At 67.1% G+C, this 14,422-nt stretch carries 13 protein-coding genes; 10 read left to right on the top strand and 3 right to left on the bottom strand.

What is annotated here, in order from left to right; genetic code table 11:
- The first annotated feature begins 245 nt into the window (after positions 1 to 245).
- Positions 246 to 515, top strand: coding sequence for a hypothetical protein (locus AWB94_RS30195; protein ID WP_062654911.1), 270 nt, complete (start codon positions 246 to 248; stop codon positions 513 to 515).
- Here the strand turns inward: AWB94_RS30195 and AWB94_RS30190 are convergent.
- On the bottom strand, positions 512 to 1,267 hold the full coding sequence (locus tag AWB94_RS30190) for a type III PLP-dependent enzyme domain-containing protein (protein ID WP_165605261.1): 756 nt from the start codon (positions 1,265 to 1,267) through the stop codon (positions 512 to 514). The two genes, AWB94_RS30195 and AWB94_RS30190, sit on opposite strands and share 4 nt — an antisense overlap.
- Before the next feature lie 399 nt (positions 1,268 to 1,666).
- Here AWB94_RS30190 and AWB94_RS34395 point away from each other — a divergent pair, with 399 nt between their 5' ends.
- From AWB94_RS34395 to AWB94_RS30160, 6 genes are read left to right on the top strand one after another with little or no spacing between them, the layout of a single operon-like run.
- Positions 1,667 to 1,756, top strand: a complete 90-nt coding sequence (locus tag AWB94_RS34395; protein ID WP_109761975.1) for a potassium-transporting ATPase subunit F — start codon at positions 1,667 to 1,669, stop codon at positions 1,754 to 1,756.
- Complete coding sequence (gene kdpA, locus AWB94_RS30180) at positions 1,756 to 3,426, top strand: potassium-transporting ATPase subunit KdpA (protein ID WP_062654907.1); 1,671 nt, start codon at positions 1,756 to 1,758, stop codon at positions 3,424 to 3,426. The genes AWB94_RS34395 and kdpA overlap by 1 nt, the downstream gene beginning before the upstream one ends.
- Entirely contained in the window at positions 3,426 to 5,573 is a 2,148-nt protein-coding gene (gene kdpB, locus AWB94_RS30175; protein WP_062654905.1) for a potassium-transporting ATPase subunit KdpB, read from the top strand. Before kdpA ends, kdpB begins: the two co-directional genes overlap by 1 nt.
- A gap of 1 nt (position 5,574) precedes the next feature.
- On the top strand, positions 5,575 to 6,489 hold the full coding sequence (locus AWB94_RS30170; protein ID WP_062654904.1) for a potassium-transporting ATPase subunit C: 915 nt from the start codon (positions 5,575 to 5,577) through the stop codon (positions 6,487 to 6,489).
- A gap of 7 nt (positions 6,490 to 6,496) precedes the next feature.
- Positions 6,497 to 9,055 carry an ATP-binding protein gene (locus AWB94_RS30165; RefSeq protein ID WP_062654902.1) on the top strand — a complete coding sequence of 853 codons (2,559 nt, stop codon included), beginning with the start codon at positions 6,497 to 6,499 and terminating at the stop codon, positions 9,053 to 9,055.
- Complete coding sequence (locus AWB94_RS30160) at positions 9,052 to 9,735, top strand: response regulator (RefSeq protein ID WP_062654901.1); 684 nt, start codon at positions 9,052 to 9,054, stop codon at positions 9,733 to 9,735. Before AWB94_RS30165 ends, AWB94_RS30160 begins: the two co-directional genes overlap by 4 nt.
- Here the strand turns inward: AWB94_RS30160 and AWB94_RS30155 are convergent.
- On the bottom strand, positions 9,698 to 10,537 hold the full coding sequence (locus tag AWB94_RS30155) for a class I SAM-dependent methyltransferase (RefSeq protein WP_234811939.1): 840 nt from the start codon (positions 10,535 to 10,537) through the stop codon (positions 9,698 to 9,700). The genes AWB94_RS30160 and AWB94_RS30155 overlap by 38 nt on opposite strands.
- Before the next feature lie 73 nt (positions 10,538 to 10,610).
- Positions 10,611 to 11,339 (bottom strand): sulfite exporter TauE/SafE family protein, encoded by a 729-nt coding sequence (locus AWB94_RS30150; RefSeq protein WP_062654897.1) that lies wholly within the window; start codon positions 11,337 to 11,339, stop codon positions 10,611 to 10,613.
- 319 nt (positions 11,340 to 11,658) lie between these two features.
- Here AWB94_RS30150 and AWB94_RS30145 point away from each other — a divergent pair, with 319 nt between their 5' ends.
- The 3 genes from AWB94_RS30145 to AWB94_RS30135 all read left to right on the top strand — a co-directional run bounded on the left by AWB94_RS30145 (position 11,659) and on the right by AWB94_RS30135 (position 14,414).
- A complete protein-coding gene (locus AWB94_RS30145) occupies positions 11,659 to 13,023 on the top strand; it encodes an HNH endonuclease signature motif containing protein (protein ID WP_234811938.1) in 1,365 nt (454 codons plus the stop codon).
- Between the two features lie 79 nt (positions 13,024 to 13,102).
- Complete coding sequence (locus AWB94_RS30140) at positions 13,103 to 13,537, top strand: MarR family winged helix-turn-helix transcriptional regulator (RefSeq protein WP_062654895.1); 435 nt, start codon at positions 13,103 to 13,105, stop codon at positions 13,535 to 13,537.
- Positions 13,538 to 13,556: 19 nt separating this feature from the next.
- The gene (locus AWB94_RS30135) at positions 13,557 to 14,414 is read left to right on the top strand and encodes an LLM class F420-dependent oxidoreductase (protein ID WP_062654938.1); all 858 of its coding nucleotides are present in this window, start codon (positions 13,557 to 13,559) and stop codon (positions 14,412 to 14,414) included.
- Positions 14,415 to 14,422: the final 8 nt, after the last annotated feature.

Genomic DNA, 14,422 nt, shown 5'->3' with positions numbered 1-14,422 from the left:
ACACACCCAGCCAACCAGACACCCCAATCACAGGCCGACAGCAGCTGACCGTTCTACACCCTCAATCATGAAGAGCCAACAAACCTCCAGATCAGAGGATTTTAAGTCCGCTGCCTCTGCCAATTGGGCTATGGGGGCTGCGCCGACCAAGACGTTAGCGCCCGCCCCGACCATCGGTGACATCCCACCCCGAATCCCCCGAATAGCGGATACCCGAGCGCCGCCAAGCGACCTACCGTCGATGGATGAACGGCCTGCTCGCCGCCCTCGTCATAGTGGCGATCCTGCTACCCATCGGCGCGGCGATGCTGTGGGTTCACCACCGCGGCCAGGAACGTGCATCCAAGAAGTACTGGACCACCCGTGGCGGTGAGGCCGGCGGCGCGGCGGGTGGCGGCACCTATTTGTCAGGAGGCGGCGGCTGCAGCGGTGCCACCGGTGGAAGCTGCGGTGTCGGTGCCGGATGCGGCGGGGGCGGCTGTGGTGGTGGCGGAGGCTGCGGCGGCGGCAGCTAGAACAGTTCCTCCGGGGCGGGCGACAGCGCCAGCACCGGCCGCGGGTACCGGCACAGCGCGCACCCGTCCCCGACGACCTCGTACAACACCTCGGCGGCCAGCCGCGTCGCCCCGATGTCATCGGCCGATCCGAAGCCCACCCCGGACAGGCTCAGCTGTCCCAGAACCATCCCGTGCCGCCGGCTGAGAGCGGCCAGCCCGGCGACCATGCCGATCACCGCGTCCGCACCGTCGACACCGTCGGGCCGCGCAATATGGCGGTGCACACCGATCAATTCCACACCGGGCCGGGCGACCACCGCTGCGGCCAGGCCCTCCCAGCCCGCCGTCGCGCAATCCACCACCAACCGGGCCCCGGAACGCGAGTCCAACGCATCGAGCTGCTCCGCGGCGCTGATCCGGAACCGCAGCACACCGGCACCGGCGGCGCGATGCACCGAAGCCGCGTCGACACCCGAACCGCAATGCAGCACAATCTGTTTCGCCGATACGCCACGGGACAACGCCCGGTCGACCTCATCGACCGAACAGGCCTCGACGCCGACACCGTGGCGCCGGATCCACTCGGCCACCACGCCGGACTGCAGCACAGCGGCCGGAAAGTTCAGCGTCGACAACCGAAACACCTTGCGGTACATCGCGCATCGGCGCACCAACACCGTCTCGTCCAGGACGTCAACGGGCCGGACGTGCAGCAACCGCTGCGCGAAGCGATGCGCCGACGACATACCTGGACTGACGAGGGTGTGCACCGGGGAACCTTCTGTCGTATTCAGAACTCGGCCGCGCCGGCCGCTACAACCACTGTCTCTCGCGAGCCACCCGGAACCGAAGGCCTCTTGCGCAGTCTTGACACCGCCACCGGCGAACCTTGACGGTCTCTTGACGCCCCCGACCCACCCCGTAAAGACACGCTGAGCACCGCAAACGGGCTGCATCGAACGAAGACCGTAAAGGACCGCGCGCCGCCCGTAAAAAAACCGTCAACGACGCGGATCGGCCGCCTGGGCGGGTCTAGCTTCGACGTGGCCACCGATGCCGGAGGCCCGATCTTTCAGTGAACGGAGTGACATGTCCGCAGTGGTGTACCTCGTGCTGACGGTGGCGATCTTCGCCCTGCTCGGCCTCGTGCAGAAGTGGGTTGAGGGGCTGTGAGCTACGACAACATCGTCGGCCTGGGCCTGGCGATCCTGCTGGCACTGTTTCTCTTCGCCGCACTGCTTTTCCCCGAGAGGTTCTAGTGAGCAGTCAAACAGCGGGGATCCTGTTCCTCGTATCCCTGATCGTCGCACTGGTGGCCGTGCACGTTCCGCTCGGCGACTACATGTACCGGGTTTACTCGTCCCAGAAGCACTCTCGCGGCGAGCGGCTGATCTACAAGGCCATCGGCGCGGATCCCGACACCGAGCAGACGTGGGGTTCCTACGCCCGCAGCGTGCTGGCCTTCTCGGCGATCAGCGTCATCTTCCTGTTCGTGCTGCAACTGGTGCAGGGCAAGCTGCCGCTGCACCTGAACGATCCCGCCACCCCGATGACCCCGGCCCTGGCCTGGAACACGGCGGTCAGCTTCGTCACCAACACCAACTGGCAGGCCTACTCGGGTGAATCCACGCAGGGCCACCTCGTCCAGATGGCCGGGCTCGCCGTGCAGAACTTCGTCTCCGCGGCGGTCGGCATGGCCGTCGCCATCGCCTTCATCCGTGGGCTGGCCCGCCGCAACACCGGTGACCTCGGCAACTTCTGGGTCGACCTGGTCCGCGGCAGCATCCGTATCCTTCTGCCGATCTCGGTGGTCGCCGCCATCATCCTGATCGCCGGTGGCGCCATCCAGAACTTCCACCTGCATGACCAGGTGGTCAACACGCTCAGTGGTGGCCAGCAGACCATCACCGGTGGCCCGGTGGCCAGCCAGGAGGCCATCAAGGAGCTCGGCACCAACGGCGGCGGGTTCTACAACGCCAACTCCGCGCACCCGTTCGAGAACCCCAACTCGTGGACCAACTGGGTCGAGATCTTCCTGCTGCTGGTCATCAGCTTCTCGCTGCCCCGCACCTACGGGCGCATGGTGGAAAGCAAGAAACAGGGCTACGCCATCGCCGCCGTGATGTCGATCATCGCCCTGGCCAGCACCAGCCTGATGTTGTTCTTCCAACTGCAGCATCACGGCACCGTGCCCACCGCGATCGGCTCCGCGATGGAAGGTGTCGAACAGCGCTTCGGCGTCCCCGACTCGGCCGTCTTCGCCAGCGCCACCACACTGACCTCCACCGGTGCGGTCGACTCGTTCCACGACTCGTACACCAGCCTGGGCGGCTTGATGACGCTGTTCAACATGCAACTCGGTGAGGTGGCCCCCGGCGGCACCGGCTCCGGCCTGTACGGCATGCTGATCCTGGCGATCATCACCGTGTTCATCGCGGGCCTGATGGTCGGGCGGACGCCGGAATACCTCGGCAAGAAGATCACCCCTCGTGAGATCAAGCTTGCCGCAACATATTTCCTCATCACGCCGCTGATCGTGCTGACCGGCACCGCGATCGCCATGGCGATGCCGGGCCAACGTGCCGGCATGTTGAACACGGGACCGCACGGCTTGTCGGAGGTGCTCTACGCCTTCACCTCGGCCGCCAACAACAACGGTTCGGCGTTCGCCGGCATCACCGTCAACACCGAGTGGTACAACACCGCACTCGGCCTGGCCATGGTGTTCGGCCGGTTCCTGCCGATCATCTTCGTGCTGGCCCTGGCCGGCACGCTGGCCAAGCAGGGCAAAACCCCCGAGTCGATCGGCACGCTGCCCACCCACCGACCGCAGTTCGTCGGCATGGTCGCCGGTGTCACGCTGATCCTGGTCGCCCTCACCTTCCTGCCGATGCTCGCGCTCGGCCCCCTCGCCGAAGGAATCCACTGATGACCACCCCCACCCTCGACGCTCCGCAGTCGCACGCAGCGAAACCCGCAGGAGGCAACCGCATTCAGGGCGGCCTGCTCGATCCGAAGATGCTGTGGAAGTCGATGCCCGACGCGCTGCGCAAGCTCGACCCACGCACCCTGTGGCGCAACCCGGTCATGCTGATCGTCGAGATCGGCGCCGTCTGGAGCACCATCCTGGCCGCGGTCGAACCCTCCTGGTTCGGCTGGCTCACCGTGATCTGGTTGTGGCTGACGGTGATCTTCGCCAACCTCGCCGAAGCGGTGGCCGAGGGCCGGGGCAAGGCCCAGGCCGAAACCCTGCGCAAGACCAAGACCTCCACCATGGCCCGGCGCCTCATCGACTGGGCCCCGAACCGCCCCGTCGACGAGGAAGACGTCGCCGCACCCCTGCTGCAGCAAGGCGACTACGTCGTGGTCGAGGCCGGCCAAGTCATTCCTGGTGACGGTGATGTGGTGGAAGGCATTGCCTCGGTGGACGAATCGGCGATCACCGGGGAATCGGCCCCGGTGATCCGCGAGTCCGGCGGTGACCGCTCGGCCGTCACCGGTGGGACGACGGTGCTGTCCGACCGCATCATCGTGCGCATCACCCAGAAACCGGGCGAGAGCTTCATCGACCGGATGATCTCCCTCGTCGAGGGCGCCAACCGGCAGAAGACGCCCAACGAGATCGCGCTGAACATCCTGCTGGCCTCGCTGACCATCATCTTCGTGTTCGCCGTCGCGACCCTGCAGCCACTGGCCATCTACTCCAAGATGAACAACCCGGGCGTGCCGGATTCGTTGGCGCTCACCGGCAACGGTGTCTCCGGCATCGTCATGGTGTCGCTGCTCGTCTGCCTGATCCCCACCACCATCGGTGCATTACTGTCGGCCATCGGCATCGCCGGCATGGACCGGCTGGTGCAGCGCAACGTGCTGGCCATGTCCGGGCGCGCCGTCGAAGCCGCCGGTGACGTGAACACCCTGCTGCTGGACAAGACCGGCACCATCACCCTGGGCAACCGGCAGGCATCCAATTTCGTTCCGCTGACCGGTGTCTCACCGGAGGCACTCGCCGACGCCGCGCAGCTGTCCAGCCTGGCCGACGAGACGCCCGAAGGCCGCTCCATCGTGGTGTTCGCCAAACAGGAGTACGGCCTGCGGGCCCGCACCCCCGGCGAACTCAAGACCGCGCACTGGGTGGAATTCACCGCGCAGACCCGGATGTCGGGCGTCGACCTCGGTGCCGGACACTCCCTGCGCAAGGGCGCAGCCAGCTCGGTGGCCGAGTGGGTGCGCAGCCAGCGCGGCCAGGTGCCCTCGGAGTTGGGCGATATCGTCGACGGCATCTCGGCCGCCGGCGGCACCCCGCTGGTGGTCGGCCAGCTGCTCGACGGGACGGCATCGGTGCTCGGCGTCATCCATCTCAAGGACGTCGTCAAACAGGGCATGCGTGAGCGTTTCGACGAGATGCGCCGGATGGGCATCCGCACCGTCATGATCACCGGTGACAACCCGTTGACCGCCAAGGCCATTGCCGACGAGGCCGGGGTGGACGACTTCCTCGCCGAAGCCACCCCCGAAGACAAGATGGCCCTGATCAAGAAGGAGCAGGCCGGCGGCAAGCTGGTCGCAATGACCGGCGACGGTACCAACGACGCCCCGGCGCTGGCCCAGGCCGACGTCGGCGTGGCGATGAACACCGGAACCTCGGCGGCCAAAGAGGCCGGCAACATGGTCGACCTCGACTCCGACCCGACCAAGCTGATCGAGATCGTCGAGATCGGTAAGCAGCTGTTGATCACCCGCGGCGCGCTGACGACCTTCTCCATCGCCAACGACATCGCGAAGTACTTCGCGATCATCCCGGCATTGTTCGTCTCGCTGTTCCCCGGCCTGGACCTGCTGAACATCATGCGGCTGCACAGCCCGCAGTCGGCGATCCTGTCGGCGGTGATCTTCAACGCCGTGGTCATCGTGGCGCTCATCCCGCTGTCGCTGCGCGGTGTCCGCTACACCCCGAGCAGCGCGTCGAAGCTGTTGTCGCGCAACCTCTGCGTCTACGGCCTCGGCGGCATCATCGCGCCGTTCATCGGCATCAAAATCATCGATCTCGTTATCCAGTTCTTGCCAGGGATGTGACATGTTCTTCTCCAATTTGGTTCGTCAGCACGTGGCCGCGCTCCGCGCCCTGCTGGTCCTCACCGTGATCCTCGGTCTGGGCTATCCGGTGTTCATCTGGCTGGTGGCCCAGATCCCCGGCCTCAGCGACAAGGCCAACGGCTCGATCATCGAGGCGAACGGAAAGCCGGTGGGCAGCAGCCTGATCGGTCAGTCGTTCACCGACGACAAAGGCAACGCCCTGCCGCAGTACTTCCAGAGCCGCCCGTCGGCCGCCGGCGCCGGGTACGACCCGCTGGCCACCAGCGCCAGCAACTTGGGGCCGGAGAGCATCGTCGACACCCCGGCGGACCCGTCGGCACCGGCCGATGACAACGGCTTCAAGGCCGGCCTGCTGACCCTGGTGTGCCAGCGCAGCGCCGCGGTCGGTGAGCTGGAGGGTGTCGACGGGGCGCGCCCGTTCTGCACCGGTGGTAGGGAAAGCGTCGGCGCGGTGCTGTCGGTGATCGGGCCGCGCGACGCCGCGGGCAACGTCCTGCACCCCACCCGCGTGGTGAGCGTCAACGAACCGTGCGAGACCACCAAGGTGCCGTTCCTGACCACCTACGAGGGTGTGCGCGTCGAATGCGCCACGTTCGGTGAGGACTACAGCCTGGGCCAGATCGTGCCGATCAGGGGCGCCGCACCGGCGAACCCGGCCGTCCCCGCGGACGCCGTCACCGCCAGCGGCAGCGGCCTGGACCCCGATATCTCCCCCGCCTACGCCGCCCTCCAGGTGGACCGCGTCGCCAAGGCCCGTGGGGTCAGCCCCGACGCTATCCGTGCAGCGCTCGACGACAACCTGTCCGGGCGCACCCTCGGCTTCCTCGGCGAGCCCCGGGTCAACGTGTTGGCCCTCAACCTGGAACTGGACCAAAAGTATCCCGTGAAGAGTTGAGGCCGCGGTGGATGATGTTGGTGTGACCACCGGCTCCTCGACGCACAAAGCCAAGCGCGGCGAACTGCGCATCTATCTCGGAGCGGCACCCGGCGTCGGCAAGACGTTCGCGATGCTGGGTGAGGCGCACCGACGGGTGGACCGGGGCACCGACGTGGTGGCCGCGGTGGTGGAAACCCACGGCCGTGCCAAGACCGCCGAACTGCTCGACGGCATCGAGACCGTCCCGCCGCGCTACGTCGAGTACCGCGGTGGGCGGTTTCCCGAACTGGACGTCGACGCCGTCATCGCGCGGCACCCCGAGGTGGTGCTGGTCGACGAACTGGCCCACACCAACACCCCGGGCAGCAGGAACGCCAAGCGCTGGCAGGACATCGAGGAGCTGCTCGACGCCGGGATCACCGTCATCTCCACGGTCAACGTCCAGCATTTGGAGAGCCTGAACGACGTCGTCACCCAGATCACCGGCATCGAGCAGCAGGAGAAGGTGCCCGACGAGGTGGTGCGCGCCGCCGATCAGATCGAGCTGGTCGACATCACCCCGGAGGCGCTGCGGCGCAGGCTCTCCCACGGCAACGTGTACGGCCCGGAACGGATCGACGCCGCGCTGTCCAACTACTTCCGGCGCGGGAACCTGACGGCGCTGCGCGAGCTGGCGCTGCTGTGGCTGGCCGATCAGGTCGACGCCGCACTGTCGAAATACCGGGCCGACAACAAGATCACCGACACCTGGGAGGCGCGCGAACGCGTCGTCGTGGCCGTCACCGGCGGCGCCGAATCGGAGACACTGGTGCGCCGCGCGTCGCGCATCGCGTCGAAATCCAGCGCCGAACTGATGGTGGTCCATGTCGTCCGAGGCGACGGCCTGTCCGGGGTGTCGGCGCCCCAGATGGGTAAGGTGCGCGAGCTGGTGGCCAGCCTGGGCGCCACCCTGCACACCGTGGTGGGTGACGACGTACCGGCCGCGCTGCTCGAGTTCGCCCGCGAGATGAACGCCACCCAACTGGTGGTGGGCACCTCCCGACGGTCACGCTGGGCCCGCATCTTCGACGAGGGCATCGGCGCTTCGGTGGTCCAGCAGTCCGGCAAGATCGACGTGCACATGGTGACGCACCCGGAAGCCAAACGGGCGCGTTCCTATTCGTCGATGATGCCCTGGCAGAAGCACATCGCCTCCTGGCTGGCCGCGGTGATCGTGCCGTCCGTCATCTGCGCGGTGACCGCCCTCTGGCTGGACACCTTCCTGGGGATCGGCGGCGAAAGTGCCATCTTCTTCATCGGCGTGCTCGTGGTCGCACTGCTCGGCGGCAAGACCCCGGCGGCCTTCTCCGCCTTACTGTCCGGGCTGCTGCTGAACTACTTCCTGGTCACCCCGCGCTACACCTTCACCATCGCCGAGCCCGACAGCGCGGTCACCATCGTGGTGCTGCTCCTGGTGGCGGTGGCGGTCGCCGTCCTGGTCGACGGCGCGGCCAGCCGGGCCCGCGAAGCCACCCGAGCGGCGCAGGAAGCCGAATTGCTGGCGCTGTTCGCTGGATCGGTGTTGCGCGGTGCCGACCTTGGCATGCTGATGGAACGCGTCCGGGAGACCTATGCCCAGCGGGCCGTCAGCCTGGTCCGGGAGGACGCGGACGGTTTCACCACCGTGGCCTGTGTCGGCAAGGACCCCTGCGTCGGAGTGGACGACGCCGACACCGCGGTCGAGGTCGGTGACGACGAGTTCTGGATGTTGTTGTCGGGCCGCAAGCTGACCGCCAGGGACCTGCGGGTGCTCGGCGCGGTGGCCAAACAGGCTGCCGGACTGGTGAAACAGCGCGAACTGACCGAGGAAGCCAGTCGCGCCGAGGCCATCGCCCAGGCCGACGAACTACGCCGCTCGCTGCTGTCGGCGGTCAGCCACGACCTGCGCACCCCGCTGGCCGCGGCCAAAGCCGCGGTGTCCAGCCTGCGCTCCGAGGACGTCGGGTTCTCCCCCGAGGACACCGCCGAACTGCTCGCCACCATCGAGGAATCCATCGACCAGCTGACCGCATTGGTGGGCAATCTGTTGGACTCGTCCCGGCTGGCCACCGGGGTGGTGCGGCCCGAGTTGCGCCGGGTTTACCTGGAGGAGACGGTGTCGCGGGCGCTGATCGGAATAAACAAGGGCACCACCGGCTTTCCGCGCAAGGAACTGGACCGGGTCAAGGTGGAGGTCGAGGATGCCGTGGTGATGGCCGACAGTGGCCTGCTGGAACGGGTACTGGCCAACCTGGTCGACAACGCGCTGCGGTACTCCCCGCCGGACCGGCCGGTGCGCGTCACCGCGGGCCGCGTCGGCGATCGGGTGCTGATCGCCGTGGTCGACGAGGGCCCCGGCGTGGCCCGCGGCACCGAGGAGCAGCTGTTCGAACCCTTCCAGCGGCTCGGTGACACCGACACCAGTACCGGCGTCGGTCTCGGGCTGTCGGTCGCTCGTGGTTTCGTGGAGGCGATGGGCGGCACGATCACCGCCTCCGACACCCCCGGCGGCGGGCTCACCGTCGAAATCGATTTGGCCGCACCACCGAAAGACGGACATCGATGAACACCAGAGTGCTCGTGATCGACGACGAACCGCAGATCCTACGGGCGTTGCGGATCAACCTGTCCGTGCGGGGCTATGAGGTCACCACCGCCGCCACCGGGGCCGAGGCACTGCGTTCTGCGGCCGACCACCGGCCCGACGTGATCGTGCTGGATCTCGGGCTGCCCGACATGTCCGGCATCGAGGTGCTCGAAGGGCTGCGCGGCTGGCTGAGCGCACCGGTGATCGTGCTGTCGGCCCGCACCGATTCGTCGGACAAGGTGGAGGCGCTGGACGCCGGCGCCGACGACTACGTCACCAAACCGTTCGGCATGGACGAGTTCCTGGCGCGGCTGCGCGCGGCGGTCCGGCGTGGCACCGCCGCCACCGAACTGGACGAGCCCGTCGTCGAAACATCGTCGTTCACTGTCGATCTGGCGATGAAGCGGGTCACCAAGAACGGCACCGAGGTGCACCTGACCCCCACCGAGTGGGGCATGTTGGAGATGCTGGTGCGCAACCGCGGCAAGCTGGTCGGCCGTGAGGAACTACTCAAGGAGGTGTGGGGTCCGGCGTATGCCAAAGAGACCCACTATCTTCGGGTGTACCTCGCGCAGCTGCGCCGCAAGCTGGAGAACGATCCGTCGCACCCCGTGCATCTGCTCACCGAGGCCGGGATGGGTTACCGCTTTCAGGCTTGACGGCCTGCAGGGTGTAGGTCATCGGCACCCGGTCCCGGCCCTCCTCCAACACGAACTCCCCGTCGAAGTCCGGGCTCGGAATGACGGCGTCCCCGAGCGGATTCCACGGAACTTCGCGGTGTTCCTCCAACGCGGTGACGGTCAACCCGGCCTCGGTGAGCGCGGTGAAGATCTCACCGAGCCCGTGGTTGAAGCTGATCGACGCCGGAGAGCTCACCTGCCCCGCTCCCCCGTACGTCTCGTCTTCGACGAACATCAGGCCGTCGGTCTCGAAGTACGGGAACTCGACGACGAGCAACCCGTCGGGACGCGGGTCGCAGATGGCCCAGAGCATCGGGTGCCCTTCCCGCATGAACAGCCGGCCACCGGGACGCAGCAGGCCGGCGACGGTCTGCGCCCAGCGGCGAATGTCGGGCAGCCAGCAGATCGCGCCGATACCGGTGTACACCAGGTCGAAATCGCCGGTGGCGTCGTAGACGTCGGACTCGACGAAGGTGACGTCGACACCGGCCCGCGCCGCGAAGTCACGCCCGGCCGCCACCGCCGACGGTGAGAAGTCGATCCCGGTCACCGATTTCGCGCCGAGACGCGCCAACGACACGGTGTCGGTGCCGATATGGCATTGCAGGTGCACCACATCCAGGCCGTCCAGGCGCCCCAGCCGCGGCAGGTCGTAGCGCACCACACTGGACAGGTAGTCGGGGTCGTCGAACTCGGCGACGTCGTAGCCCTCGGGTCCGATGTGTAGGGGCACCCGGGATTCCCAGTTCGCCAGGTTCAGCTCGCGCCAGTCCTCGGTCACGGTGACCATTCTCGCACGCAGGATCAACTCATTTTCCGGCGCACGAAACCCGTTGCGTGCGTGTTCAAGTGGATCACCTGCGGATTGTTGCAATGGCCATTCCGATGGCCGCTGCCACCAGGACGGCGTCGATCATCAGTGCGTAGGTGCGCGGCGACGCCCGCGCGACCATGCGGCGGATGAGGAACGGCCCCACCATCAACGCCGCACCGATGACGACGCCGTGCACCACCATCGTCTCGTCGAGGGCACCCAACTGGGTGAACGTGGTCAGCTTGCCTGCATACAGCACGAGGGCGCTGGCGGCCTCCGAGCCGAGGAACGCTCCGCCACTGAGTCCGAATCCGGTGAAGATCGGCACGCTCAGCGGACCCGTCGAGAGCACCAAACCGGTCAGAAAGCCGACGATCGCCCCGGCGACCGAGAGCTGCCACAATCGCACTCGCCATTGCCGCGCCGCGGCCACTCGGCGGATCGGGATCATCACGACGAAGAACGCCGCGAGGACCGCGTCGACGACCGTAGGCGAAATGGTCATCAGCGTGTGCGCGCCGACCACGGCGGCCGGTGTCCCGGGCACCGCGTAGGCGAGCACGGGGCGCCACTGGATCGCGCGCCACCAGGCGGCCACCCGGGCGACGTTGGCCAGCACCGCGGCGATGGCCATGACCGGCACCGCCACGCGCGGACCGTCCAGCACCACCAGCACCGGCAACAGAATCAACGACGAGCCGGTGCCGACCAGACCACCGAGGGCACCGGCGGCCAACGCGAGGAGCACCAACGCACAGAGAGCAAGCATGAGGACCTTCTCGACGGCACGCGGCGCACCGTCGGAGATCCTCCAGGCTTTTGTCCGTTCAGATGACCACGCCTCATCGGGAGCCGCGGTGGCGTCGCTCGGACCAGACGCGTGCGTGACGCCGGAACCCTAGACGCTGTCGAGGACGAGTGTAGTCCTGCGCTCGGGGATTTCGCCCCTGGTGTCGTAGACGTCGGACTCGACGAGATTCTACTCATTCTTCGTACGCGAAAGCCATTGCGCGCGTGCATCTGTGGATGAATCCGCGATTGTGGATAACTGCGGCTTGATGTCGGTGGTTCGTACTACTGTTCGAATCGTGGAGGTTGTGGTCGATCTGTTGGCCGCCCTGGACAAAGTGTCCGGCGCGTCGATGGATGACGTGTCGGTGGCCGACCTCCTGGAGATCCAGACGGCACTGGAGCAGGCGTACCGCCGGATCCCGGCCGTCGCCCATCGCATCCAAGCCGCGCTGAGCCGCCGCACGGGCCCGTCCGAGCTGGGTGCCCGCAGTTGGGCCGACGCCTTGTCCATCCGGCTGCGTCTGTCCAAGACCGAAGCGTGCCGCCGCCTGAGTCAGGCCGAGCTCCTCGGTCCACGCCAGAGCATCACCGGAGAACCGCTGGACCCGATCTACCCCGCCACCGCCGCCGCGCTCGCTCGCGGTGAGCTGACGGCCGAGCATGTCGGGATCATCACCGCGACCATGAAGAAAATCCCGCCGTGCGTGGATGCGCAGACGCGCGCCAAGGCCGAAGCCGACCTGGCCGCCGTCGCGGCCACCCAATGCCCCGAGGGGCTGCGCCGGTGCGCACGGCTACTCCTGCAGATGCTCGACCCCGACGGTCCCGATCCCAACGGTGACGACACGGTCGACCGACGCGAACTGATGCGCGGGGTGTTCCTGGAACCACAGGACGCCGACGGAATGTCGAGGTTCTGGGGAAAGATCACCCCCGAGTTTCGCGCCTACCTGGAAGCGGCCTTTCCGAAACTCGCCGGCAAGGGCATGTGCAATCCCGACGACGAGCAGCCGTGCACCACGGGTACCCCATCGGCCGAGGCGATCGCCGCCGACACCCGCAGCCTCGGTCAACGTCAACATGACGCCCTGATGGCACTGGCCCGCGCTGCCCTGATGTCCGGTCAGCTCGGCGATCACAACGGGCTGCCTGTCAGCGTCGTGGTGACCACTACCCTGACCCAACTGCACGAGGTTGCCGGAGTCGCCCGCACCGGCGGCGGATCGACGCTCCCCATGCGCGACGTCATCCGCCTGGCCGCGCACTCCTATCTCTGGCTGACCGTTTTCGACAACGCCACCGGCATACCCCTGTATCTGGGACGCACCAAACGCATCGCCTCCCCCGGCCAACGCCTCGTCCTGTACGCCCGCGACGGCGGCTGCACCTTCCCCGGCTGCCCGGTATCGGCGTACCGCTCCCAAACCCACCACGCCGTCACCGATTTCGGCGCCGGCGGACATACCGACATCGACAACGAGACTCTGGCCTGTGGACCGCACAACCGCCTCGTGAAGGAGGGCGGCTGGACCACCCGGCTGCGCGCCGACGGCCGCGTCGAATGGATCCCGCCGCCCTTGCTCGATACCGGACAGACCCGGATCAACTCATTGCACCATCCCGAAGATCTCCTGCACGGGGACGGGGCGGACGACCCATGAGCGTGATTCCCAGGGGCGGCACTGCGCGCGGACGCGGCGCAAATTCGACAGCCTGAACTACGTAGTCTAGACTACCTATATGCCACCGGTCAGCGCTTCCTCCGTCGCGGCGGCCACCAACCTGCGGGTCCTGTTCAGTCGGTTGCGCACCCGGCTGCGCGAGGTGGACACCGCCACCGACATGACGCCCTCGCAGACGTCGGTCCTGATCCGGCTTTTCAAGAATGGTCCGGCCTCGACAAGCGAACTCGCCGGCGCCGAACGCGTGCGCTCCCAGTCGATGACGGCAACGCTTGCCGCCCTCGACCGGCTCGGCTATCTGGTGCGCACGCCCGACCCGGAAGACGGCCGGCGCCAGGTCATCACGCTGACCGAGTCTGGACGCCGCCGAGCGGCCGACAGTCGCCAGGCTCGCCAGGAGTGGCTGGCCACCACGATGCAGCAGCGCTACACCGAGGCCGAGCGCGCCGTGATCAACGAGGCGCTCACCCTTCTGGAACGCATCACCGAATGACGAAAGGTACGTGGTGACCATGAAACTCGCCGTGCATTACATCGACTTCCTGCCCGGCCCACCGGAAAAGCTGGCGCCCACCCTGGCCGCGACGGTGAAAGCCGCCGAAGACGGCGGTGTCGACATGTTCACGCTGGCCGATCACTTCTTCCAGATGGAGAACTTCGGTCCCGCCGACCATCCTTTCCTCGAGGGTTACACCTCCATGGGTTACCTGGCCGCACTGACCGAGCGCATCACCCTCACCATGCTCGTCACCGGCGTCACCTACCGTTATCCGGGCGTCCTGGCCAAGACCGTGTCGACACTGGACGTGCTGTCCGGCGGCCGCTCGATGTTCGGGATCGGCGCCGCCTGGTACGAGCGCGAGCATCATGCGCTGGGCATTCCCTATCCACCACTGTCCGAGCGCTTCGAGATGCTCGAAGAAACCCTGCAGATCTGCCGGCAAATGTGGAGTCCGAACGACGGGGCATACCAAGGCACGCATTATCAGCTCGCCGAGACCATCTGCCAGCCGCAGCCGATCCGGCGGCCGCCGATCCTGATCGGCGGCTCCGGCGAAAAGAAGACGCTGCGCCTGGTCGCCCAGTACGCGGACGTCTGGAATGCCTCATCGTCCCTCGAGGAGTTGCCCCACAAGTTGGATGTGCTTCGCCGGCACTGCGATTCGGTGGGCCGCGATGTCTCCGAGATCAGACTGACCGTCGGATACCTCGACGACCCGTTCGCCGATGTCGACGCCTACCTCCGTACGCTCGACGAGTTTGCGGCCATGGGCTTCGACACGATCAACACCGGGCCGTTGCCCGGCAATCCCGATCCCGCCGGTTGGGTCAAGCGGCTGGGCGACGAGGTGATTCCGCGCCTGAGCTGATTCCCCAC

Origin of the sequence: Mycolicibacterium canariasense, assembly GCF_002101555.1 — a bacterium.
Classification (GTDB): domain Bacteria; phylum Actinomycetota; class Actinomycetes; order Mycobacteriales; family Mycobacteriaceae; genus Mycobacterium; species Mycobacterium canariasense.
The sequence above is the reverse complement of the archived record's forward strand: the minus strand, read 5'-3'. Positions and strand labels throughout refer to the sequence as shown.

Bases quoted from the DNA above. Each gene is read 5' to 3' on its own strand.
- AWB94_RS30150 (WP_062654897.1), bottom strand. From the start codon at position 11,339: ATGCTTGCTCTCTGTGCGTTGGTGCTCCTCGCGTTGGCCGCCGGTGCC.
- AWB94_RS30140 (WP_062654895.1), top strand. From the start codon at position 13,103: ATGCCACCGGTCAGCGCTTCCTCCGTCGCGGCGGCCACCAACCTGCGG.
- AWB94_RS30195 (WP_062654911.1), top strand. From the start codon at position 246: ATGAACGGCCTGCTCGCCGCCCTCGTCATAGTGGCGATCCTGCTACCC.
- kdpB (WP_062654905.1), top strand. From the start codon at position 3,426: ATGACCACCCCCACCCTCGACGCTCCGCAGTCGCACGCAGCGAAACCC.
- AWB94_RS30170 (WP_062654904.1), top strand. From the start codon at position 5,575: ATGTTCTTCTCCAATTTGGTTCGTCAGCACGTGGCCGCGCTCCGCGCC.
- AWB94_RS30135 (WP_062654938.1), top strand. From the start codon at position 13,557: ATGAAACTCGCCGTGCATTACATCGACTTCCTGCCCGGCCCACCGGAA.
- AWB94_RS30160 (WP_062654901.1), top strand. From the start codon at position 9,052: ATGAACACCAGAGTGCTCGTGATCGACGACGAACCGCAGATCCTACGG.